Here is a 25,498-nt window from a genome sequence, read left to right as displayed (position 1 = left end):
TTTTTATGAAACCAACCGCAATTTTTTTAATGGGCCCAACAGCCTCAGGCAAAACAGATTTAGCCATTCAACTACGAAGCGCACTTCCAGTCGAAGTGATTAGTGTGGATTCAGCACTCATTTATAAAGGAATGGATATAGGCACAGCGAAACCATCAAAAGAAGAACTTGACCTTGCGCCTCATCGATTGATCGATATTTTAGATCCATCAGAAAGCTATTCTGCGATGAATTTCCGCGATGATGCGCTACGCGAAATGGTGGATATTACCGCACAAGGCAAAATTCCGTTACTAGTGGGCGGTACGATGTTGTATTATAAAGCCTTAATCGAAGGGCTTTCTCCCTTGCCTTCTGCTGATGAAAATATTCGCGCCGAGCTTGAACAAAAAGCAGCTCAACAAGGTTGGGCAACATTACATACAGAACTCGCCAAAATCGATCCCATTTCTGCCGCCCGAATTAATCCAAGTGATTCTCAACGAATCAATCGTGCTTTAGAAGTTTTTTACATCACAGGAAAATCACTCACAGAGCTTACAGAAGAAAAAGGCGAAGCCTTGCCTTATGATTTTGTGCAATTTGCAATTGCGCCGCAAGATCGTCATATTTTGCACGAACGCATCAAACAACGCTTTCATAAAATGATTGAACTGGGCTTTCAAGCAGAAGTGGAGAAACTTTATGCGCGTGGCGATTTAAATATTAATCTACCGTCAATTCGCTGCGTGGGCTATCGCCAAATGTGGGAATATTTGCAAGGCGATTACGATCACGAAGAAATGATTTTCCGTGGTATTTGTGCAACTCGCCAGCTAGCTAAACGCCAGCTCACTTGGCTACGCGGTTGGAAAACACCAATACAATGGCTTGATAGTTTGCAACCTCAACAAGCGAAAGAAACCGTATTACGTCACTTAGATTCCTATCAAAAAGGTTAGAAAAAAATGACCGCACTTTCTGCCCTCATTGAACAAAAATTACAATCTCTTGGCACAATTCTGTACCAATCTTTTCCAGAACTTTCCCCAGAAAAAATTCACGACGCCATTCAACAAAATTCAAACCACCCTGAACTGCCTATTTACCAATTAAGCTATGCTATGGCAATGTCTGACTTTGTGGAAAAAGTCTTGCAAAAATACCCGCACTTAGTGAAACAATGGTGGGAAAAATCGCCCTGTTTTGCAGATTGCTCTTCCTATACTGAACGTTTGAATAGAGAGTTAGCCAATGTACATGACGAAACCACACTCTATCAAACATTACGCCAATTCCGTAATATTGAAATGGCAAAATTAAGTTTTTGTCAAAGTTTGAATCTTGCCACTGTAGAAGAAATTTTTGTTCAGCTTTCACAACTTGCAGAAAGTTTAATTATCGCTACCCGCGATTGGCTTTATCATCAAGCCTGTGCGGAGATGGGTACGCCAATGGATGAACAAGGCAATCCGCAACAACTTTATATTCTAGGAATGGGGAAACTAGGCGGTTTTGAACTCAATTTTTCCTCGGATATTGATTTAATTTTCACTTATCCATCACAAGGGGAAACGTCCATTGAGAATACCAATGCTCGACGTTCTGTGGATAATGGAAAATTTTTTACGCGTTTAGGACAACGTCTTATTTCTGCCTTAGATGAATTTACCTCTGATGGTTTTGCGTATCGAACCGATATGCGCTTGCGCCCATTTGGTGATAGCGGTGTGCTTGTTCTCAGCTTTGCGGCAATGGAACAATATTATCAAGATCAAGGTCGAGATTGGGAACGCTATGCGATGATTAAAGGGCGAGTATTGGGCGCACAAACAAAGGATCCCAAGGTTTCAAAATTGAAAAAAATGTTACGCCCCTTTGTGTATCGTCGCTATATTGACTTTAGTGTGATTCAATCTTTACGTGAAATGAAAGGCAAAATTGAGCGAGAAGTACGCCGTCGTGGCTTGAAAGACAATGTTAAACTAGGTGCTGGGGGGATTCGTGAAGTCGAATTTATCGTGCAAGTTTTTCAACTCATTCGAGGCGGGCGAGAAATCAATTTGCAACAACATTCACTATTAAAGATATTGCCTGAAATTACCAAACTAGGATTAATTACTGAACAACAATTCTACGATTTACGTGAAAGTTATATTTTTTTACGCCGCGTAGAAAACATTCTGCAAGCCATTAACGATCAACAAACTCAAACACTACCAGCCAATGAAATAGATCAAATTCGTTTAGTAGAAGCCTGTAAAAAATTTACTTGTTTAAATGAAAATAATCAAACCATTGAAAAATATTATCCAATAAAAAATTGGGACAATTTTTACCGCACTCTGCAACAAAAACAAGAAAAAGTACGCGCGGTATTTAATCAATTAATTGGTAATGAACAAGATGAACCGTCGCCAACTTATAGCCAATGGCAAGATTTTTTAGAGACTGATTTTGAGGATATTGAACAAACATTATTAGAGAGTGGTGTATCAGAAAATAATATTGATGAAATTTTAGAACAACTTGTTCAATTCAAAAATAACCTAAATCACAGAATTATAGGTATACGTGGGCGTGATGTATTAAGTCATTTAATGCCAACGGTATTTACTCTTATTTTTACTCAAGAAAATTACCGCACTTTGCTTCCACGGATTCTGAACATTATTGAAAAAATTTCGAGTCGCACGACTTATTTAGAATTATTATTGGAAAATCCTCGCGCACTTCAGCAAGTTATTGAACTTTGTGCGCAGTCTCAACTTATTTCAGAGCAGCTGGCCCGCCATCCTATCTTATTAGATGAATTGCTTAATACAGAAGCACTACGCCATCCGTTGCCATTTACCCAATATCCTGCAGAGTTACACCAATATTTGCTTCGTTTACCACCTGATGATGAAGAACAGATTATTGATGCTTTACGTCAATTTAAACAAGCAACCGTATTAAAAGTAGCAGCGGCAGATATTTTAGGTGCATTGCCAGTAATGAAAGTAAGCGATCATTTAACCTATCTTGCTGAAGCCATTATTGAAGTGGTTGTGAATCTAGCTTGGAAACAAATGTCTTCTAGATTTGGCGTGCCTGAACATTTACAAAATGATGAAAAAGGATTTTTAGTTATTGGTTATGGAAAACTGGGTGGTATTGAACTCGGTTATAAATCCGATTTAGACCTCGTATTTTTGTACGATGCTGTAGAAAGCCAAACAACAGGTAGAAAAAAAGTGATTGATAGCAATCAATTTTACCTACGCTTGGCACAAAAGATTGTAAGTATTTTCAGCATAAATACTTCCGCTGGTGTACTTTATGAGGCAGATATGCGCCTACGCCCTTCTGGCGATGCAGGCTTAATTGGCTGCTCTCTTTCTGCATTTGCCCATTATCAATTGAACGACGCTTGGACATGGGAAAAACAAGCACTTGTGCGTGCTCGCCCTGTATTTGGCGAATCATTTCTTAAAACGAAATTTGAACATATCCGCCAACAAGTACTTTCTACATCACGAGACATTGAGCAATTAAAGCGAGATGTTGTGGAGATGCGGGAAAAAATGTTTGCCCATTTGTCTCATTCAAAAGATGGGGAATTTAACCTTAAAACAGATCGCGGTGGTATCACTGATATTGAATTTATCGCTCAATATTTAATGCTTGCTAATGCCCCACAAAACCCACAACTGACAAAATGGTCAGACAATGTTCGTATTTTCGATGATATGGCAGAGGCTAAAATTATTAGTCAAACAGACTGCGACACATTAAAACAATGTTATGTCGATTTACGCAATACCATTCATCATTTGAATTTGATAGGTAAATCCCCTGTCGTAGATGAAACTGAATTTGTCAAAGAGCGGTCATTTATTCAAGCATTTTGGGATAAGCTATTTAGTTCATAAAATAGCAATTAAATCCCATTTTAATGAACTAAATCTAGCATTTCCTGTGCATTGGCTAAGGCTAATTCTGTAATTTCACTTCCGCCCAAGAGTCTTGCCAAGGCTGGTACACGTTCAGCTTGTGAAAGTGCGGTCATTTGTGTTTCAGTTTTATTATCCACAGTAAATTTTTCTACATTGAACTGATGATGGCCATGACAAGCAACCTGTGGCAAGTGCGTTACGCATAATACTTGGCAGCGTTCACTTAATTGACGTAAAAGTTTTCCGACAATACTTGCTGTTTTTCCACTAATACCCACGTCCACTTCATCGAAAATTAAGGTTGGAATAGCCGATTGATCAGAAGTTAAAACTTGAATCGCTAAAGAAATACGAGAAAGTTCTCCACCAGAAGCAATTTTAGCTAATGGCTGTGGTTGTTGTCCTAAATTACTACGCAAAGTGAAAATCACATTATCCGCACCGTTTGATCCTACTTTATCTAAATCCGTATTCAACTCTACATAAAATTCTGCATTTTCCATTGCAAGTTGTTTTATCGACTGCGTGACATTTTGCGCTAAGCGATTTGCTGATTTCTGACGACTTGCTGTTAATGCTGTAACCGTTGATTTCATTTGTTCAAATGCCAGTTTTTCTTGCTCAATCAGCATTTCTTCACTTTCAGAAAAATCTAAAAGTGCGGTTAATTCCGCTTTCAATTTTTTATGATGTTCCACAAGATCTTCAGGTTTAACTTGATGTTTACGAGCAAGTTGTAAAGCCTGACTAATTCTCTGTTCGATTTCCTGTAAAAGTTGAGGATCTTGTTCGATATTACTCGATAAATTTTGCACTTCACTGGTTGCTTCTTGCACTTGAATCAACGCATCATTCAACATACTTTGCACTTCAGCATATTGAGGATCAAGTTCAGCTAATTCATCAATATATTGTGTCGCACGATAAAGCAAGTTATCGATATTTACCGTGTCATTTTCACTTAAAATTTGCAAGGCTGATTGAGAAAGTTGGGTTAGCTGTTCGCTGCTAGATAAACGGCGTTGTTCATCTTCTAATTCCAAATATTCATTTGGTCGAAGATTAAATTCATCCAGTTCATCCACTTGATATTGTAAAAGTTGTCTACGAGCTTCATTTTCTGCCACTTTCTGTTGAAAGGTTTTTACTTGATTTTGCAGATTTTTCCATGCCTGATAGTCTTCACGCATTTTTGTAAGCAGTTCTGAATGCGCGGCAAAATTATCAACTAACTGAAGCTGGTAGTCATTTTTTAGCAATAATTGAGAAACGTGCTGCCCATTAATATGAACAAGATATTGAGCAATTTCTTTTAATTGGGAAGCGGATACTGGTGTACTATTAATAAAAGCTTTAGAACGTCCGTCGGCATTAATCACACGACGTAAAATACATTCTGTTGGGTTATCTGGATCTTGTAATTCTTGCTCACTCAGCCAGTGATAAGCAGGATTTTTCGATTCTAGTTGGAAAGTTGCACAAATTTCTGCACGTTCTTGTCCTTCGCGTACCATTGAGGTTTCTACTCTTTGTCCGAAACATAAACCTAAAGCATCAATGGCGATAGATTTACCAGCCCCAGTTTCCCCAGTAATAACAGACATTCCTTTCGCCAATTCGATATCAAGCTGGCGAACAATCGCAAAATTATTGATAGTAAGTTGAGTAAGCATAATAAACCCCTTTAACTGTATATTTAACATGATATAACTGATTTAATTTACAGTAAAGGATTTTTTTACAGTATTTTGTCAAATCTATTTCAATCGAAAATTTTTACCATAATCAAAATGATTTTAACCAACCTAATTTACTACTTAACACATTGTAATAATTATAATTTTTCAGATGAAGCAAACGAAGTTTATGCTCGCTTTTTTGAATATGCACCACATCATCTGGAGTAAAAGACAAGGTAATTTGACTATCACACCCCACTTCCAATTGAGAGGTATTATGTTCAGCAAAACGAATCGATATTTTGCTATCGCCATCAATAACAAGAGGACGAGAAGTTAATGTATGTGGAAACATAGGCACTAGCGCAATCGCATTAAGATTAGGTGTCAAAATCGGGCCACCAGCGGAAAGAGAATAAGCCGTAGAGCCTGTTGGAGTAGAAACAATTAATCCATCAGAACGTTGTGAAAATGCAAACTTATCATTGATATACACATGAAAATCAATCATATGTGCAATTTTAGCGGGATGAATAACCGCTTCATTTACCGCATTGCTCGTTGATACAATTTCACTTGCTCGTTCGATTTTTGCTTCCAATAAAAAACGTTCTTCCACAAAAAATTCGCCACGTTCTAAACAAGCTTCAAGCTGGGAATAGGCATTTTTCGGGTCAATATCCGTTAAAAATCCCAAATTACCACGGTTGATACCAATCAATGGAATATCATATTTTGCTAATACGCGAGCACGACCCAACATATTGCCATCACCACCAATCACAATAACCAACTGTGCTTGGCAACCAATTTCATCAAGTGTTGCAAGATTTTCTGCAGGAAGCCCCAGTTTTTCAGCAACATCTTTTTCCATCATTACTTGATAACCGCGTTCCGTTAACCAGTGAAACAAATTTTTGTGCATTTGTAGGTTAATATCATTTCTAGGTTTTCCTACAAGCCCAATGGTTTTAAAGGAACGATATAAATTATTCATAAAATAAACCGCACTTGAATTTAACATTTTCGTCATTATATAGTTTTTTGTTAGACTATAGCTAACGACTATGGCGAATTTTGTATTTACGGAGAAAAAAATGTCAGAACAAGAACAAAAAATTGAAACCCCAGAAGTAGAAAAGCAAGAAGACTCTGTTGTAGAAGAAACACAACAAACAAAGTCTTCTCAAGAACTTGATCCTTTAGAAGAAGCAATTGCCCGAGTGCAAGAACTTGAAGAGCTGCTAAAAACTCAAATAGAAGAAGCGGCAAACAAAGAACAGGATATTTTACTTCGCTCTCGTGCTGAAATTGAAAATCTTCGTCGTCGTACTGAACAAGACGTAGAAAAAGCACATAAATTCGCAGTGGAAAAATTCTCAAAAGACATTTTGAATACTATCGATAACCTAGAGCGTGCACTTGCTACTCCAGCAAATAAAGAAGATGAAAGCGTAAAAGCCTTATTTGACGGCGTAGAACTGACCTTAAAAGAATTAGTTTCAACCGTTAGTCGTTTTGGTGTGGAAGCTGTAGGTGTTGTCGGAGAAGCATTTAATCCTGACTTACATCAAGCCATTTCAATGCAACCTGCTGAAGGATTTGAAACCAATCAAATTAGCGTCGTATTGCAAAAAGGCTACACCTTAAATGGTCGAGTCATTCGCCCAGCGATGGTTATGGTGGCCGCTTAATTTACATTTGGTCTAAAGAGCGGTCGGTTTTTCGGCCGTTTTTTCTTTTTCCTGAATAACAACATAAACTTTTCGGATAATTTCCCTAAAATCCTCGCTCGTTGTAGCCCAATCTAGAAGATCAACGCGCCACGGTAAATCTGATTCAGAAAAAGCTTCCTTTAATCTATCACGCGCTAAAAAATCTAAAGGTTCCTCAGAAATAATCGCAAGATCAAGATCGGAATATTTTTTTGCTTTTCCCTTTACACGAGAACCAAAAGCCCACACGGTATAATCAGGTACTAATTGTTGTAAAATAGTTTTCACAATCGCCAATTCTTCAGCTTTTATATCAAGCTGTACAAAACTAGTCATATTGATTTCTCTGACGTAATTGCTCCAATAGGAAACGACTTTCTATTAAAAAATCATCAATTTGTGCATAAACAGCCATGGCTTTTTCCTGATCATAAGTATGTGATGTAATATTACGCATATCACGATAAGCAACCCATTTTGACATATCTTCAATCAAACCAAATCTCAATGCTTCTCGCAAAATATCCTTAAATCCATAAACCCCAATGTCATCGGTATTAATTGCATCTTGTTGAAGTTGGCGTTTCATCATTTTTAAACTTAACTCATAAACAAATTCAAATTTCTGAATTGCACCTGCAATTAAGGTATCTTGTACAATAGAGGGTTGCATATCAAACCAATTTCTTTCTGAAATTTGTACTACGGTTTGCTCTAACGAATAAAATGCAGCGTCTAATACATTTAAATTTAGCTTATCAGTCATCATTTTTACCTCTGTTAAATACTCATCTATTTTACCATAGACTATTTTTTCTCAAAACCTATAACCCCAAAAGTAAACATTGTGATATTGATCACAAAACCAAAAAACATTTGAGAAAAGATCTCAACAACTTGATTTGATATTTTTCTAATAAAATCAATCTTTAACAAAATTATCTTACGATAAAAGGTCTAAAACACTACATATTGTGTGTTGATTATCTTTTTAGATCTATATATAGTGCACTCCGCATTTTAAAAACACTATATATTGGAGCTATATCATGAGTAACTTTGGGGTCATCAAGCGCGATAGTTCTCGTGCGGAATTTGAGATTCAACGTATCATCAATGCCATTAAAAAAGCCGCAAGTGCGGTCAATATTTCCGATGAATTTTATTGCCACCAAATTGGGCAAGAAGTAGGAAATGAAATATTCACCCATCATCAAGGAGAGATTGATATTAATCAGATTCAAAAAATCGTTGAAGATAAATTGATGGCAAGTCGTTATCCTGAGGTTGCTCGTGCGTATATCGAATATCGTCATGATCGTGATTTAGCTCGCGAAAAACGTAGCCAGCTAACAAAAGAAATTGAAGGTTTGATTGAACAAAGCAACGTAGAATTACTTAATGAAAATGCCAATAAAGATGCGAAAGTAATTCCAACGCAACGTGATTTGCTAGCAGGAATTGTGGCAAAACATTATGCCAAACACCATATTCTTCCACGCGATGTGGTGGAGGCTCACGAAAAAGGTGAAATTCATTATCACGATTTAGACTACGCGCCGTTCTTCCCAATGTTTAACTGTATGTTAGTGGATTTAGAAGGAATGCTTTCTCGTGGTTTCAAAATGGGCAATGCGGAAATCGAACCCCCTAAATCCATTGGCACCGCAACGGCAGTGACAGCTCAAATTATCGCCCAAGTTGCCAGCCATATTTACGGCGGCACAACCATTAATCGTATTGATGAAGTACTTTCCCCTTATGTACAAATCAGTTACGAAAAACACCTCAAACATGCCCAAGAATGGAATGTGCCTGATGTTGAAGGTTACGCAAAAGCATTGATTGAAAAAGAATGTTTCGATGCCTTCCAATCTTTAGAATATGAAGTTAATACACTACATACTTCGAATGGGCAAACCCCCTTTGTTACCTTTGGTTTTGGTTTAGGTACAAGCTGGCAATCCCGATTAATTCAGCAAGCTATTTTGAAAAATCGGATTCGTGGACTCGGAAAAAATCATAAAACGCCAGTCTTTCCAAAACTGGTTTTCACTATTAAAAAAGGCTTGAACCAAACTCAAGGCGATCCGAATTACGATATCAAACAGCTCGCATTGGAATGTGCATCAAAACGAATGTATCCAGATATTCTCAATTACGATCAGGTTGTCAAAGTCACAGGCTCTTTTAAAGCCCCTATGGGATGCCGTAGCTTTTTAGGTGCATACGAAGAAAACGGACATGAAATTCACGATGGGCGTAATAATCTTGGCGTAGTGAGTTTGAATTTACCGCATATCGCGTTGGAGTCTAAAAACGAAGAAGATTTCTACCGCACTTTAGATGAACGTTTAGCTATTGCGAAAAAAGCATTAATGACGCGTATTGCCCGCCTTGAGAATACCAAAGCTCGCGTTGCCCCCATTCTTTATATGGAAGGCGCATGCGGAGTGCGGTTAAAAGCGGATGAAAATGTGGCACAAATTTTCAAAAATGGACGATCCTCTATTTCCCTTGGCTATATCGGTATTCACGAAACCATTAATGCGCTATATAACAAAGGGCATATTTTTGATGATGAACAATTACGCGAAAAAGGCATTGCGATTGTTCGCCACCTTAGTGAGGCAGTTAAACGTTGGCAAAAAGAAACAGGCTATGCCTTCAGCCTTTACTCCACGCCAAGCGAAAACTTATGCGACCGCTTCTGCCGTCTAGACACCAAAAAATTTGGCGTGATTAAAGGCGTAACAGATAAGGGCTACTACACAAATAGTTACCACTTAGATGTAGAAAAGAAAGTGAATCCTTACGATAAACTAGATTTCGAAATGACATATCCCCCACTCGCCAGCGGCGGTTTTATTTGCTACGGCGAATATCCAAATATTCAACACAACTTAAAAGCATTGGAAGATGTGTGGGATTATAGCTACGATCGCGTGCCTTACTACGGCACAAACACACCGATTGACGAATGTTATGAATGTGGTTTCACCGGCGAATTTGAATGTACCAGCAAAGGTTTTGTTTGCCCGAAATGTGGCAATCACGATAGCACAAAAGTTTCTGTCACTCGCCGCGTATGTGGCTACCTAGGCAGCCCTGATGCCCGCCCATTTAATGCGGGAAAACAGGAAGAGGTGAAACGGAGAGTGAAACATTTATAAAAGTGCGGCTAAATTTAGCTGATAATTTAGTACATTTCTTGAAAATAATAGGGCGTGCAATACGCCCTTTATTACTCCTTTTAGCTTTTCGATATTTTTATTAATCATAAATCTCTATCTACCTCAATCCCTTTGGAACAGGGCTATGTCTTTCGACCTAATAAAGATAATAATATTAGTATTAACTATCAGTTTTTGGTGAAAAATTATCTGATCTCATTTCTACAATTTAGTTTGTTACCTAGAGCAGGACAGATATACAGATAATAGATTACTTTGATTAGTTTATTTGAGATATACAAGATGGGCAATACTCTCTCTTATTCAACTCCCATTTTATCCTATGTTGAATTATCTCTTAATGTTACTATTTCATGACGAAGATCGCCTTTTTCTTCAAAAAGGCAAAAATAATGCTATTAATCAACCATGCCAGTAATGTCGCCACTAATAAATCAATTGGATAATGCATGCCTAATCGCACACGGCTAATCAACATTAATAAGCCCCACACCGCAATACCTGCTACCAGTAATTTTGCTTTAAAAGAACGGTTACCCAATAATTGGGTAAAGCCAACAGCAAGCATTAGCCAAGTTGCCGCAAAAATCGTATGCCCCGAGGGGAAAGAATACCCCGTTTCATTTTCATAATGATGAACTAACCAAGCTGGTGTGATAGCATCCATCGAATAAAAACTCTTAGCCATTTCTGCACGCAAAGTGCGGTCATTTTTATAAAAATTTTCAGGTGTTGAATGGGTTTGCTCTGCTAAATAAACGGTGAAGGGACGAGGTTCTTCAAACAATGTTTTTGCCCCTGTTTTTGCGGCTTGAGTGGCAATAACTGAAATCCCCATCACAATTACGCCTAATATCCATTGTTTTGGATTTTTGAATAAAAATGCGAACAAAAGCGTAAATAACACACAAGTGATCAAGGCATAAGGTACGCTACCCGTTTCAGTGAGCAAATAAAGCCAATAATCAGCCTGGGTTAATTGGCTATTGCCATGCCACTGATAGGAAATACCCCAAATAAAAAATGGTACAAGACAAAGTAATAACGTATATAATGACAACCTTTTAAACATGCTCGCCCCTTGATAATAAAAAATAACGCGCGCATTCTAACAGAAATGACTACGAATAAGGATCACTTTATGGCAAAAATTCAGCTAGTTGCGCAAGCCAATTTACCCACTGAATATGGTATTTTCAGAATGGTGGGATTTGAATTTCCAGATACCAAAAAAGAACATGTCGCCTTAGTAATGGGCGATATTTCTAATGCTGACGAACCTGTGTTAGCACGCATCCATTCTGAGTGTTTAACTGGCGATGCGCTTCACAGCTTAAAATGCGATTGTGGGTTCCAACTGGCTACAGCGTTGAAACAAATTAAAGAAGAAGGACGCGGTGTCTTAATTTATCATCGTGAAGAAGGCCGTGGCATTGGTTTGATTAATAAAATCCGTGCGTATTCTTTACAAGATAAAGGAATGGATACCATTGAAGCCAATCTTGCTTTAGGTTTCAAAGCGGATGAACGCAACTTTGAAGTCTGTGCCGATATGTTCGAGCTACTTGGCGTAAAAAAAGTTCGCTTGATGACCAACAACCCAGAAAAAATGGAAACGATGAAAAAAGCGGGTATCAACGTGGTTGAGCGAGTCCCACTTAATGTTGGCGAAAACCGCTACAATACAAAATATCTTGATACTAAAGCGAAAAAAATGGGGCATTACATTGTGCATAACAATGATGAACAACATTTAATGACCTGCCCGCATTGCCAAGAAGAGATTATTTAATAAAATAATACATGTAAAAAAAGCCATACTGTTGTATTGAACAGTATGGCTTTTTTATTTAAACTTTATGCCATGGAATAATCAAAAGATTTTTTAGCATATTGCTAAAAACGAGAAACCCCGTCTCGTATTCCAAAGATCGGGGCTTATCAGGAGTAAGTAAAATGAAAAAAACGCTCTTTTTCATTTTCTTGATTATCTGTTGTTTAGTTAGCTTTTCCGGAACAGTTATCTAAGATAATCGCAAGGGGACGATGTAGGAGTTGTCCCCAATGCCTCCAATCTTAAAGAATTCTTTCCTTGATTGCAAGCGCGATTACTGATTTTTAACCTTTCTCCACAAATCTTTACTGTAAATGACACCGACAGAATTTACTTGCGCGCCCATTATACTTGGTGCGAGATAAACTGGCGTACTATATTGAAAAATAGGTAACACTAAATGTTCTTGCTGAATCATCTCTTTCAATTTTACGTAATTTTCTAACCGCACTTTTTCTGATGTCGTCGTCATTGCATTTTCAAATAAACGATCAAATTCCGCATTTTTATAGCCATTTTTGTTATCTGGGCTTTTTGAATAGAATAAATTTAGAAAGGCTGCAGGATCATTAAAATCAGCACACCAGCCAGAACGAATTAATTGAAAATCGCCTTTTGTGCGAGCTGTTTGCAATTCTTGCCAGCTCGTCCCTTGATTTTCAACTCGTAATAAATCAGATTGTGATAATTGATGATTTAATCGCATTGCAATGGTTTGATTCAGAGATGAATCATCATAACGAATACGTAATTTCAATGGACGAGTTTCACTAATTTGATTTTGGGAAAAGAGCTGTTCTGCAACAACTGGCTCCCAAACAGATTCTTGCTCACCTAGCATCGATTTTGGCAAAAAAGTATTGCTAGGATGAAGATGAGCAATATCTGCAACCAAATTCTTGGTAGAAATCATCGAAACAATGGCTTTTCTTACCGCACTTTTTTGTAACACAGGATCGGAAAGATTAAACTCATAGAAGTAAGTACAAAGTTGCGGATAATCTTGGATATTCTGATCGACTTTTTTCGGATTCATTACAACATCAAAATCAGACAAATCTGCATCTGCTATAATTTTTTGATACTTCACTTGTTGAAATATCACTTTTTCTTTTGCCCAGTAATAAGGATTGGTAGTTAAAATATGCTGATTTTCAGACTGACTTTGTAATTGATATGCACCATTGCTGATAAATGTTTCAGTCGATTTAGCATAGCGAGGCAAAAGGCTGACGTGTGCCAGCATAGAAGGCAAATATGGCGATGCTTTATCTAATTCAATGTGTAAAGTACGGTCATTTTCGGCAAACAATCCTAGGGATTCAACAGATAACGCTTTTTCCAATACTGCCTTCGCATTCTTCACATTCATAAAAGCCAAATAATTTTTAATTGGGCTTTCAGATTGAGAAAGTGTTTGCCAAGATTGTACAAAATCTGATGCAGTAATAGGCTCGCCATTTGACCATTTAGCATTTTCACGCAAAGTGAAAATCCAAGTTTTATTGTCTTCGGTTTGCCAACTTTCTGCTACAGCTGGAACAAGATTACCTTGCGCATCATAAGTCGTTAAGCCTTCAAAAAGATCCCGTAATAATTGAGTTTGTTCTTCGCTTTGTGCTTGCCAAGGTTGCAAAGTCAAATCGCCATAAACACCACGTTTTAATTCAACTCGGTTAGATTCTAATTGAGTATTTTTTTGTGTCTCAATTTGTGGCGAAATAGGCTTAGGACTATCCAATTTATCACAAGCCACTACCGTAAAAATAATAGAAAAAATAACCGCACTTCGTTGGCACAAGGCGAACAAATTATTCATTTTCGGTTTTAATCCAAAATAAGAAGAACCAAAACTTAATACAAATCAACGCAACAATAACACTACGCCCTATTACACTTGGCGTGAAATAAAAACCAATTAGTAGCATTGTGGTAACAAAAGTCAAAATACAAATTTTGGTATTTTTCTTTAATGATCGATTTTCATGAAAGGACTTGAGATGTTTTTGATAAATACTTGTGCCTAAAAACCATTGTTCTAAGCGTTTTGAACCTTTTGTGAAGAAAAATAAAGTAAGTAATAAAAAAGGCGTGGTAGGCAAAAGAGGAAGGAAAATCCCAATGATGCCAATTGCAAGTGAAAGAAAACCTAAAATAATGTAAATAATTTTCATAATGTTCCTAATAAAAAAGAAAATGCAAACTATTATTACTGATTTTTTAGATTTTTCAACCTTGATATTATAAAATTCGCCGTCACATAAAAAAAACAGTTTTCAAAAAAGGAACATTTATGTCTATGTCAAATCCATTACTTAACATTCAAAGCTTACCGCCATTTTCACAAATCAAGCCAGAACACATTCAACCAGCTGTTGAAAAATTAATTCAAGATTGTCGCGATACGATAGAACAAGTATTAAAACAACCGCACTTTACTTGGGAAAATTTCATTTTGCCTTTAACGGAAACCAATGATCGCTTAAATCGTGCGTGGTCACCCGTTTCTCATCTCAATTCAGTAAAAAACAGTGCTGAATTACGTGAAGCCTATCAAGCTTGCTTACCGTTACTTTCTGAATACAGCACTTGGGTTGGTCAGCATAAAGGGCTCTATAATGCCTATTTGGCGTTAAAAAATAGTGCTGAATTTGCCGATTATTCTATTGCACAAAAGAAAGCCATTGAAAATTCACTGCGTGATTTTGAACTTTCAGGCATTGGGCTTTCCGAAGAGAAACAACAACGTTATGGCGAAATTGTGGCACGCTTATCGGAATTAAATTCACAATTTAGCAATAATGTATTAGATGCCACAATGGGTTGGGAAAAACTCATTGAAAATGAAGCAGAACTTGCTGGCTTACCTGAATCCGCACTACAGGCAGCACAACAATCTGCCGAAAGTAAAGGATTGAAAGGTTATCGTTTTACGTTAGAAATCCCAAGTTATTTGCCTGTGATGACTTACTGCGAAAATCGTACATTACGTGAAGAAATGTACCATGCTTATGCGACACGTGCCTCTGAACAAGGCCCTAATGCAGGCAAATGGGACAATAGTAAAGTTATGGAAGAAATTCTTACATTACGCGTGGAACTGGCGAAATTACTCGGTTTTAATACTTACACCGAACTTTCACTTGCCACCAAAATGGCAGAAAATCCACAACAAGTGCTTGATTTCTTAGATCATCTTGCCGAATGTGCAAAACCACAAGGCGAAAAAGAACTGCAAGAATTGAAAAATTACTGCGAAAAAGAATTTGGTGTCACGGAACTTGCACCTTGGGATATTGGTTTTTACAGCGAAAAACAAAAACAACATTTATACGCCATTAATGATGAAGAACTTCGCCCATATTTTCCTGAAAATCGCGTGATTTCGGGATTGTTTGAATTAATTAAACGCATTTTTAATATTCGTGCAGTTGAACGCAAAGGCGTGGATACTTGGCATAAAGATGTGCGCTTCTTTGATTTAATTGATGAAAATGATCAACTCCGTGGCAGTTTCTATCTTGATTTATATGCACGCGAACACAAACGTGGTGGTGCATGGATGGATGACTGTATCGGACGTAAGCGTAAACTAGATGGCAGCATTCAAACGCCAGTGGCTTATTTAACCTGTAACTTCAATGCACCGATAGGGAATAAACCAGCGTTATTTACTCACAATGAAGTCACCACGCTATTCCACGAATTTGGGCACGGAATCCATCATATGCTCACGCAAATTGATGTATCCGATGTGGCCGGTATAAATGGCGTGCCTTGGGATGCAGTGGAATTACCAAGTCAATTTATGGAAAACTGGTGCTGGGAAGAAGAGGCTTTGGCGTTTATTTCAGGACATTACGAAACAGGCGAGCCGTTGCCAAAAGAAAAACTCACGCAATTATTAAAAGCGAAAAATTTCCAAGCTGCGATGTTTATCTTACGTCAGCTTGAATTTGGTATTTTTGATTTCCGTTTACATCACACCTTTGATGCGGAAAAAACCAATCAAATTTTGGATACACTTAAATCAGTGAAATCACAAGTTGCCGTCATAAAAGGTGTAGATTGGGCAAGAGCGCCACACAGCTTCAGCCATATTTTTGCTGGAGGTTATGCCGCAGGTTATTACAGCTATTTATGGGCTGAAGTATTATCAGCGGACGCTTATTCACGCTTTGAAGAAGAAGGTATTTTCAACCCAATCACAGGCAAATCATTCTTAGATGAAATTCTCACGCGTGGTGGCTCAGAAGAACCAATGGAGCTATTCAAACGCTTCCGTGGCAGGGAGCCACAATTAGATGCGTTGTTAAGACATAAAGGAATTATGAACTAATACGTCAAACTATAGGGCATGCACGACATGCCCTTTCTCAAATATTTTCCTCTACATAAAAACATAGTAAATTTTAACCGCACTTTATCTAGACAAAACCTGCAAACGAGACATTATTTTTATAAATATCCGCAAGACAAACTCATAGAAATTCACGCAGAATAGACTAATTTCCTGTATAATTTTTCACATATCTATCCAACTCATTACACAAAATATTCTGAGGATTTTATGGCTGCTGCAATTCAACAACGTGCCGAACTTCAACGTCGTATTTGGCAAATTGCTAATGATGTGCGAGGCTCAGTCGATGGCTGGGATTTCAAACAATATGTGCTTGGCACACTTTTCTATCGTTTTATTAGTGAAAACTTTACCAATTATATTGAAGCGGATGATGAAAGCGTGAATTACGCTAAATTGCCTGATGAAATCATCACACCTGAAATCAAAACGGATGCCATAAAAACCAAAGGGTATTTTATTTATCCAAGTCAGCTATTCAAAAACGTAGTGGCGACTGCGAACACCAATCCAAACCTTAATACTGAACTTAAACAAATTTTTAGCGATATTGAAAACTCCGCTACTGGCTATCCTTCCGAACAGGACATCAAAGGCTTATTTGCTGATTTTGATACCACCAGCAACCGCTTGGGCAATACCGTTGCCGATAAAAACAGCCGTCTAGCAGCTGTATTAAAAGGCGTTGCTGAGTTAGATTTTGGCGACTTTGAAGATAATCATATTGATTTATTCGGTGATGCTTACGAATTCTTAATTTCCAACTATGCTGCTAATGCCGGTAAATCGGGTGGCGAGTTTTTTACACCACAATGTGTTTCCAAGCTAATTGCTCGACTCGCTTTATATGGACAAGACAAGGTCAATAAAATTTATGACCCTGCTGCTGGTTCGGGTTCTTTATTATTGCAAGCGAAAAAACAATTTGATGAACACATCATTGAAGAAGGCTTTTTCGGGCAGGAAATAAACCACACCACATACAACCTTGCCCGTATGAATATGTTTTTGCATAACATCAACTACGACAAGTTTGATATCGCCCTTGGCAACACCTTAATGAATCCGCAATTTGGCGATGATAAACCTTTCGATGCTATCGTTTCCAACCCACCTTACTCCGTGAAATGGATTGGCTCGGATGACCCAACACTGATTAACGATGAACGCTTCGCCCCTGCTGGCGTACTTGCACCAAAATCCAAAGCGGATTTTGCCTTTATTTTACACTCATTGAGCTATCTTTCAGCAAAAGGACGCGCGGCGATTGTGTCCTTCCCTGGCATTTTTTATCGTGGCGGTGCGGAACAAAAAATTCGCCAATATTTGGTGGAAAACAATTTTGTGGAAACCGTGATTGCCCTTGCACCTAATCTATTTTACGGCACCAGTATTGCCGTGAATATTTTGGTTTTGTCCAAGCACAAACCCAATACCCAAACTCAATTTATCGACGCCAGCGGTTTATTTAAATCCGCCACCAATAACAACCTTTTGGAAGAGGAACATATCGAGCAAATTCTCAAACTGTTTGCTGATAAAGAAGATGTGCCGCATTTGGCAAAATCCGTGTCCTTTGAAGAAATAGCCAAAAATGACTACAACCTTGCAGTGAGTTCGTATGTGGAACAAAAAGATACTCGTGAAGTGATTAATATTGATGAACTCAATGCGGAAATTCATAAAACTGTAGCCAATATCGACCGCTTGCGTGCCGAGATTGATAAGATTGTGGCGGAGATTGAGGGGTAACAATGGACATTGTGCTTTACACCACCAATGAAGGTAATGCTCAGTTTAGATTACAGAAATTTGATGATCAGATTTGGCTATCTCAAATTGAAATGGCTGAGCTATATCAGACCACTAAACAAAATATCAGTAAACATATTAAAGCTATCTTTTCTGAAGGCGAACTTGATGAAAATTCAACCGTCAACTATAAGTTGACAGTTCAAAATGAAGGAAATCGAACCGTTTCTCGCCAATTAGCTTATTATTCGTTATCACTGATTATTGCTGTAGGATACCGAGTTCGATCATCTCGTGGCACACAATTCCGTCAATGGGCAACCGAGCGATTGCAAGAATATATGGTAAAAGGTTTTACGATAGATGATGAACGCTTAAAAGATAATGGTGGTGGAGATTATTGGAAAGAATTACTCAATAGAATCAGAGATATTCGCTCGAGTGAAAAAGCATTATATCGCCAAGTTCTAGAACTATACGCAACCAGCCAAGATTATAATCCTAAAAGCGAAGCAACAGTTAAATTCTTCAAAACGGTACAAAATAAGTTACATTATGCAACTTGTGAACAAACATCGGCAGAACTCATTTACTATAGAGTAGATAGCAATAAAGATTTTATGGGGCTAACTACATTTAAAGGTGCATTACCCACATTAAAAGAAGTCAAAGTTGCAAAAAATTATCTCACAGAAGAAGAATTATTTCGTTTAAATCGTTTGGTATCTGCTTTTTTTGACCTAGCTGAACTTAAAGCACAATCTCATACGCCAATGTATATGCAAGATTGGGTTAATGAATTAGATAAATTTGCTCAAATGTATGGTAAAGGCGTGTTGCAAAGTGCTGGGAAAATCAGTCGTGAACAAGCTGAACAAAAAGCCATTTCAGAATATAGAGCTTATGAGGTAAAAACACTTTCCCCCATTGAACAAGAATATCTAGCTACATTGAAAGCATTAGAAAAAACAACCGTACATAAATTGCATCAGAAAAAATAAACCACAGTAGGGCGGACTTCAGTCCGCCTAAAGAATATCAATATTACAACGGCGGAAGAAATCCGCCCTACGAGAAATACGATGAAAAACAACCGCACTTTTTTAGAAAAATTATTGGATGGAGCTGAGGTTGAGTGGAAGCCTTTAGATGAAGTTGCTAACATTGCTAATAATGCAAGAAAACCTGTTAAATCATCCTTACGAATATCAGGAAACATTCCATATTATGGTGCAATATCCAAGATTATGTCGAGGGATATACTCACGATGGCGAATTTGTATTAATTGCTGAAGATGGTTCTGCTAGTCTAGAAAATTACTCTATCCAATCGGCTGTAGGTAAATTTTGGGCAAATAACCACGTCCATGTAGTGAATGGCAAAGAAAAATTAAATAATCGTTTTTTATACCATTATTTAACTAATATGAATTTCATTCCATTCTTAGCTGGAAAGGAACGAGCAAAATTAACAAAAGCTAAACTGCAACAAATTCCAATCCCCATCCCCCCACTCTCCGTCCAAACCGAAATCGTCCGAATTTTGGACGCATTGACAGCGCTTACCAGCGAGCTTACCAGCGAGCTTACCAGCGAGCTTACCAGCGAGCTTATACTACGCCAGAAACAATATGAATACTATAGGGAGAAATTGTTATCTTTTGATAGTTTAGAACAATTAAATTCGGGGAGAGGAAAGAAGAAACTTATTGATGTGGCTTACTTTCAGAATGGTAAAGGGCATGAAAAAAATATTGATGAAAACGGTTCATTTATTGTTATAAATTCAAAATTTATTTCAACAAATGGAACTATAAAAAAATATTGTAATGACCAGCTTGTTCCTTTATTTAAAGAGGATATTTTGATTGTGATGAGTGATTTGCCAAACGGAAAGGCTCTTGCAAAAACATTCTTTGTAACAGAAGACAACAAATATACTCTTAATCAACGTATAGGAAGAATTACAGTAAAAAAAGGGGGGGAATTACTCCCTAGTTTTGTTAATCATTTTTTAAATAGAAATAAACAATTGACAAAATATGATAATGGTACAGATCAGACAAATTTAAGAAAGGATCAAATACTTGATGTTGTAATACCAATTCCCCCACTAAAGGAACAACACCGCATCGTTTCAATATTAGACAAATTTGAAACCTTAACTAATTCCATTACCGAAGGCTTGCCTTTGGCGATTGAACAAAGCCAAAAGCGGTATGAATATTACAGAGAATTGTTATTGAGTTTCTCGTAACCCGTAGGGTGGGCTTCAGCCCACCAATTAACTATCAAAATATGAATAAAACGGTGGGCTAAAGCCCACCCTACGAACTACAATTTGGAATAATATATGTCTAATTATCGTCGCGATTTTACTAAAGGTGGATTATATTTTTTCACAATTGTTTTACAAGATAGAACGAAATCTTATCTAATTGACTATATCAATGAATTTAGATCTGCGTATAAACAAACTTGTGAACATTACCCATTCGAAACAGTAGCAATTTGTATTTTACCCGATCATATTCATTTACTGATGCAATTGCCTGAAAATGATGATAATTACGCAATACGTATTGCATATTTAAAAACACAATTTACACGACAACTTCCAAAAGAATGCCGACAATTTAATAAAAATAGACAAAAATATCGAGAATCCGGTATTTGGCAACGTCGATTTTGGGAACATTTAATTCGTGATGATAAAGATTTGGCAAACCATTTGGATTATATTTATTACAATCCTGTGAAACACGGCTATGTTGAGGTAGTAAAAGATTGGCCGTATTCTTCCTTCCATCGTGATGTGAAAGCAGAGATTTATCCTGAAGACTGGGGAGGCAATCCAGATTTGAAAATTAAAGGTGATATATAACAATATTGTAGGGTGGGCTTCAGCCCACCAATTAATCATAGCAAATGGTGGGCTAAAGCCCACCCTACAAAAACTGGAAAATATATTCAACAAAAATAATATTATTATTCAATGACTTATAATAACTCAAGTTATTCAGTAATACTGAATAACTGAAAAATATACTAAGGAAAACTCATGACCCAATACAAAACCATCGCCGAATCCAATAATTTTATCGTTTTAGATCAATATAATAAATTTGTGGAAGAGCCTAATGCTGGTTACCAAACGGAAGGGATCCTTGAGCGTGAGTTTATTCGTGATTTACTGGCACAAGGATATGAGTATTTACAAGAGCTTAATAATCACGATGAACTGATTAAAAATTTGCGTATTCAATTACAGCGATTAAATAATGTGGTTTTCTCTGATGCGGAATGGCATCGTTTTTTAGAAGAATATTTGGATAAACCGAGCAATAGTCTGATTGAGAAAACCCGCAAAATTCACGATGATTATATTTATGATTTTGTGTTCGATAACGGACGCATTCAGAACATCTATTTGCTTGATAAGAAAAATCTTGCCAATAATTCTCTGCAAGTCATCAATCAATTTGAGCAAACCGGTAGCTATGACAATCGTTATGATGTGACAATTTTGGTGAATGGTTTACCGCTTGTACATATTGAACTGAAAAAACGTGGCGTGGCGATTCGTGAAGCTTTTAATCAAATTCATCGTTACAGTAAAGAAAGTTTCAATAAAGAAAATTCCCTCTTTAAATATATTCAGATTTTTGTCATTTCTAATGGCACGGATACCCGCTATTTTGCCAATACCACCAAACGCGATAAGAACAGCTATGACTTCACGATGAATTGGGCAACGGCAAAAAATACCCTAATTAAAGATTTAAAGGATTTTACCGCGACTTTCTTGCAAAAGAATACTTTGCTCAATGTGTTGGTAAATTACTGCGTGTTTGATGTATCCGATACCCTATTAATTATGCGTCCGTATCAAATTGCCGCAACAGAACGTATTTTGTGGAAAATTCAAAGTTCTTACTTAGCAAAAAATTGGAGTAATCGTGAAAGTGGTGGCTATATTTGGCATACCACAGGTTCAGGCAAAACACTCACCAGTTTTAAAGCCTCTCGCCTTGCGACTGAACTTGATTTTATTGATAAAGTCTTTTTTGTGGTCGATCGTAAAGATTTAGATTATCAAACAATGAAGGAATATCAGCGTTTTTCGCCTGATAGCGTGAATGGCTCGGAAAATACCGCAGGGCTGAAACGCAATATTGAAAAAAACGATAATAAAATTATCGTAACCACCATTCAAAAGTTGAATAATTTGATGAAATCGGAAGAGAATTTGCCGATTTATCAAAAACAAGTCGTATTTATTTTCGATGAAGCCCATCGCTCCCAATTTGGCGAAGCACAAAAAAATCTAAAACGTAAATTCAAAAAATTCTATCAATTTGGTTTTACTGGCACGCCAATTTTTTCTGAAAATGCCTTAGGTGCGGAAACCACAGCCAGTGTATTCGGTACGGAATTGCATTCTTATGTGATTACCGATGCTATTCGTGATGACAAAGTACTGAAATTCAAGGTTGATTACAACGATGTCCGCCCACAATTTAAAGCCTTAGAAACAGAAAAAGATCCTGAAAAATTGACCGCACTTGAGCAGAAACAAGCCTTTTTACACCCTGAGCGTATGAAAGAAATCTCGCAATATTTGCTTAACAATTTTAAACAGAAAACCCACCGCTTGAACGCTACAGGTAAAGGCTTTAATGCAATGTTTGCGGTAAGCAGTGTGGAAGCGGCAAAACGTTATTACGAAACTTTACAAAATCTACAGACTGAACAAGAAAAACCGTTAAGAATTGCCACCATTTTCTCTTTTGCGGCAAATGAAGAACAAGATGCGATTGGCGATATTCCAGATGAGACCTTTGAACCCACTGCTCTAAACAGTACAGCAAAAGAATTTTTAACAAAAGCCATTGATGATTACAATCACTACTTTGGCACGAGTTATGGCGTAGATAGTCAATCATTCCAAAATTACTATCGCGATCTTGCTAAACGTGTGAAAAATCAGGAAGTGGATTTACTGATTGTGGTCGGAATGTTCTTAACAGGCTTTGATGCCCCTACGTTGAATACTCTTTTTGTGGACAAAAACTTGCGTTATCACGGATTAATGCAGGCTTTTTCTCGCACCAACCGCATTTATGACACCACTAAAACCTTTGGGAATATCGTTACTTTCCGCGATTTGGAACAAAATACCATTGATGCAATCACACTATTTGGCGATAAAAACACGAAGAATGTCGTACTAGAGAAAAGCTATGACAGCTATTTTAACGGTGATGACAATGCTATGCAGAAATAGTGGAAGAATTAAAAGAAAGCTTTCCTGATCCTAGCGTCATAGAAACGGAAGAAGACAAAAAAGCCTTTGTAAAATTATTTGGTGAATATCTACGAGTCGAAAATATTTTGCAGAATTACGATGAATTTGCAGCATTGCAAGCCTTACAAGCGGTCGATTTAAATGATCCGATTGCAATGGAGAAATTCAAGCAAGTACATTATGTGAATGATGAACAAATTGCAGAAATGCTGAAAGTACCCACTTTACCAGTAAGAGCGGAGCAAGATTATCGTTCAACTTATAATGATATTCGCGATTGGCTACGCCAAAGAAAAGAGGGGAATGATAAAGATAATTCGCCGATAAATTGGGATGATGTCGTATTTGAAGTAGATTTATTAAAATCTCAAGAAATCAATTTGGATTATATTCTTGCGTTAATTTTCGAGCATCATAAGAAAAACCAAGACAAAGAGGTGTTAATTGATGAAATCCGCCGCACAGTTCGCTCAAGTTTAGGTAACCGTGCTAAAGAGAGTTTGATTGTCGATTTTATCAACCAAACAAATTTAGATGATATTCCCGATAAAGCAAGCTTGATTGATGCCTTTTTCCTTTTTGCCCAGAACGAGCAACAAAAAGAAGCAGAAGCCCTAATTCAAGAAGAAAATTTGAATGTCGATGCAGCAAAACGCTATATCAGCACTTCATTAAAACGCGAATATGCCAGTGAAAACGGCACGGCACTTAATGAAGTATTGCCAAAAATGAGTCCACTTAATCCACAATATCTCACTAAAAAACAGACGATTTTCCAAAAAATTGCTGCATTTGTAGAGAAATTTAAAGGGGTTGGGGGGAAAGTTTAAATTTAATATATCAACAATTAAACTCCTTATTAAGGCATAAAGGAATTATGAATTAATAATACAAAACATAATGATCAATATTTGACTAGTCATGATAATAAAAACAGCTCCAATTTATATTTGGAGCTGTTTTTATATCGATAAACTTATTTTTTACGTGCTAAAATTCGATTTGCACACTCCGCTGCAGCTGTTAAGCCACCTGCCATCATAATAATATCTTTAATCACTAAACGACCAACTCCAGATAAATAAGGGAAACCATAAGCTGGCGTTGGTAAATCTCCACCTAGATTAGGCACCCAAGCCTCGGGCGTTGTGATCAAAAATGACAGCGTGACTATTGACATACCAAATGTTAGTAGGCCTCCTGCTAAACCTGCTGTTGCATTCCAAATACCAGCTAAAGTAAGAATACCAACAGTAACAATAATTGCTCCAATAATGTAAGAAGCCGTATAGGTGCCATTTTCTTTATGCCATTCGATGTTTTTTGCAACCATCTTTCCTTCAGGATTTTTGTGTAGTGTATATTCCATCACTAACTCCCCTTTATCATTCGGCACTAAATTTGGCCCTTTTTCATACATATAGCTAAAAAACGGGCTATTTGATACAAAGTGAGCAATTCCATCTGCCTCATATTGACAAACTTTCAAACCACCGATCCATGCCATTACAATAAAAATAGCAATACGGATAAAATTAATAAATTGACGCTGCATTGGTGCAACAATTCTCGCGACAAATTCAACAAATGTATTAAATACTGACATATAAATTTCCACATAAAAGTAAATAAAATTGAGAGCTTAATTCTACTCGCTTTAATATTAAAAAGCAAAATCAATTCCCTTTAATAAAAGGTAAATAACAGCGAAATTTGAGAAGTTTTACTAATTAAAA

17 protein-coding genes and 2 pseudogenes are annotated in these 25,498 nt (G+C 37.2%); 11 read left to right on the top strand and 8 right to left on the bottom strand.

What is annotated here, in order from left to right; all coding sequences use genetic code 11:
• Positions 1–5: 5 nt before the first annotated feature.
• Positions 6–941, top strand: coding sequence for a tRNA (adenosine(37)-N6)-dimethylallyltransferase MiaA (gene miaA, locus ACPT8O_RS04385; RefSeq protein ID WP_021035548.1), 936 nt, complete (start codon positions 6–8; stop codon positions 939–941).
• 6 nt (positions 942–947) lie between these two features.
• The gene (gene glnE, locus ACPT8O_RS04380; protein ID WP_021035549.1) at positions 948–3,893 is read left to right on the top strand and encodes a bifunctional [glutamate--ammonia ligase]-adenylyl-L-tyrosine phosphorylase/[glutamate--ammonia-ligase] adenylyltransferase; all 2,946 of its coding nucleotides are present in this window, start codon (positions 948–950) and stop codon (positions 3,891–3,893) included.
• A gap of 20 nt (positions 3,894–3,913) precedes the next feature.
• Here glnE and recN read toward each other — a convergent pair whose 3' ends face one another.
• The gene (gene recN, locus ACPT8O_RS04375; RefSeq protein ID WP_021035550.1) at positions 3,914–5,590 is read right to left on the bottom strand and encodes a DNA repair protein RecN; all 1,677 of its coding nucleotides are present in this window, start codon (positions 5,588–5,590) and stop codon (positions 3,914–3,916) included.
• A 112-nt stretch (positions 5,591–5,702) separates the two neighbouring features.
• Positions 5,703–6,593, bottom strand: coding sequence for an NAD(+) kinase (locus ACPT8O_RS04370; RefSeq protein ID WP_041175426.1), 891 nt, complete (start codon positions 6,591–6,593; stop codon positions 5,703–5,705).
• Positions 6,594–6,693: 100 nt separating this feature from the next.
• Between ACPT8O_RS04370 and grpE the strand changes: the two genes are divergently transcribed.
• A complete protein-coding gene (gene grpE / locus ACPT8O_RS04365; RefSeq protein ID WP_041175369.1) occupies positions 6,694–7,290 on the top strand; it encodes a nucleotide exchange factor GrpE in 597 nt (198 codons plus the stop codon).
• A gap of 12 nt (positions 7,291–7,302) precedes the next feature.
• Here the strand turns inward: grpE and ACPT8O_RS04360 are convergent, their stop codons facing one another.
• On the bottom strand, positions 7,303–7,647 hold the full coding sequence (locus ACPT8O_RS04360; protein WP_005672287.1) for a nucleotidyltransferase family protein: 345 nt from the start codon (positions 7,645–7,647) through the stop codon (positions 7,303–7,305).
• Positions 7,640–8,080: an HI0074 family nucleotidyltransferase substrate-binding subunit gene (locus ACPT8O_RS04355; RefSeq protein ID WP_021035553.1), complete on the bottom strand. Its 441-nt coding sequence runs from the start codon at positions 8,078–8,080 to the stop codon at positions 7,640–7,642. The genes ACPT8O_RS04360 and ACPT8O_RS04355 overlap by 8 nt, the downstream gene beginning before the upstream one ends.
• A 280-nt stretch (positions 8,081–8,360) precedes the next feature.
• On the opposite strand from ACPT8O_RS04355, the gene nrdD reads away from it, so the two are divergent.
• Positions 8,361–10,484: an anaerobic ribonucleoside-triphosphate reductase gene (gene nrdD, locus ACPT8O_RS04350; RefSeq protein ID WP_021035555.1), complete on the top strand. Its 2,124-nt coding sequence runs from the start codon at positions 8,361–8,363 to the stop codon at positions 10,482–10,484.
• A gap of 367 nt (positions 10,485–10,851) precedes the next feature.
• Here the strand turns inward: nrdD and ACPT8O_RS04345 are convergent, their stop codons facing one another.
• Entirely contained in the window at positions 10,852–11,577 is a 726-nt protein-coding gene (locus ACPT8O_RS04345) for a phosphatase PAP2 family protein (protein ID WP_041175370.1), read from the bottom strand.
• Between the two features lie 69 nt (positions 11,578–11,646).
• Here ACPT8O_RS04345 and ribA point away from each other — a divergent pair, with 69 nt between their 5' ends.
• Positions 11,647–12,297 carry a GTP cyclohydrolase II gene (gene ribA, locus ACPT8O_RS04340; RefSeq protein WP_021035558.1) on the top strand — a complete coding sequence of 217 codons (651 nt, stop codon included), beginning with the start codon at positions 11,647–11,649 and terminating at the stop codon, positions 12,295–12,297.
• Between the two features lie 316 nt (positions 12,298–12,613).
• On the opposite strand, the gene ACPT8O_RS04335 is transcribed toward ribA, so the two are convergent.
• The gene (locus tag ACPT8O_RS04335; protein ID WP_021035559.1) at positions 12,614–14,158 is read right to left on the bottom strand and encodes a peptide ABC transporter substrate-binding protein; all 1,545 of its coding nucleotides are present in this window, start codon (positions 14,156–14,158) and stop codon (positions 12,614–12,616) included.
• A complete protein-coding gene (locus ACPT8O_RS04330; RefSeq protein ID WP_021035560.1) occupies positions 14,151–14,513 on the bottom strand; it encodes a YbaN family protein in 363 nt (120 codons plus the stop codon). Before ACPT8O_RS04330 ends, ACPT8O_RS04335 begins: the two co-directional genes overlap by 8 nt.
• A gap of 125 nt (positions 14,514–14,638) precedes the next feature.
• Between ACPT8O_RS04330 and prlC the strand changes: the two genes are divergently transcribed.
• The 6 genes and pseudogenes from prlC (at position 14,639) to ACPT8O_RS04300 (ending at position 24,592) form a co-directional block, all read left to right on the top strand.
• Complete coding sequence (prlC, locus tag ACPT8O_RS04325; RefSeq protein WP_041175427.1) at positions 14,639–16,678, top strand: oligopeptidase A; 2,040 nt, start codon at positions 14,639–14,641, stop codon at positions 16,676–16,678.
• A 231-nt stretch (positions 16,679–16,909) separates the two neighbouring features.
• The gene (locus ACPT8O_RS04320) at positions 16,910–18,454 is read left to right on the top strand and encodes a type I restriction-modification system subunit M (protein ID WP_021035562.1); all 1,545 of its coding nucleotides are present in this window, start codon (positions 16,910–16,912) and stop codon (positions 18,452–18,454) included.
• Between the two features lie 2 nt (positions 18,455–18,456).
• Positions 18,457–19,455, top strand: coding sequence for a virulence RhuM family protein (locus ACPT8O_RS04315; protein ID WP_054249427.1), 999 nt, complete (start codon positions 18,457–18,459; stop codon positions 19,453–19,455).
• Positions 19,456–19,536: 81 nt separating this feature from the next.
• Positions 19,537–20,711, top strand: a pseudogene (locus ACPT8O_RS04310) (restriction endonuclease subunit S).
• A 96-nt stretch (positions 20,712–20,807) separates the two neighbouring features.
• Positions 20,808–21,338, top strand: a complete 531-nt coding sequence (locus ACPT8O_RS04305; RefSeq protein WP_005622369.1) for an REP-associated tyrosine transposase — start codon at positions 20,808–20,810, stop codon at positions 21,336–21,338.
• A gap of 177 nt (positions 21,339–21,515) precedes the next feature.
• Positions 21,516–24,592 (top strand): annotated as a pseudogene (locus ACPT8O_RS04300) (type I restriction endonuclease subunit R).
• Positions 24,593–24,738: 146 nt separating this feature from the next.
• Here the strand turns inward: ACPT8O_RS04300 and ACPT8O_RS04295 are convergent.
• On the bottom strand, positions 24,739–25,368 hold the full coding sequence (locus tag ACPT8O_RS04295; protein WP_005658466.1) for a YkgB family protein: 630 nt from the start codon (positions 25,366–25,368) through the stop codon (positions 24,739–24,741).
• Between the last annotated feature and the right edge of the window lie 130 nt (positions 25,369–25,498).

Origin of the sequence: Haemophilus sp. HN_Hi08, assembly GCF_049824455.1 — a bacterium.
GTDB lineage: Bacteria > Pseudomonadota > Gammaproteobacteria > Enterobacterales > Pasteurellaceae > Haemophilus > Haemophilus influenzae_D.
This window is presented reverse-complemented; position numbering and strand designations above follow the sequence as displayed.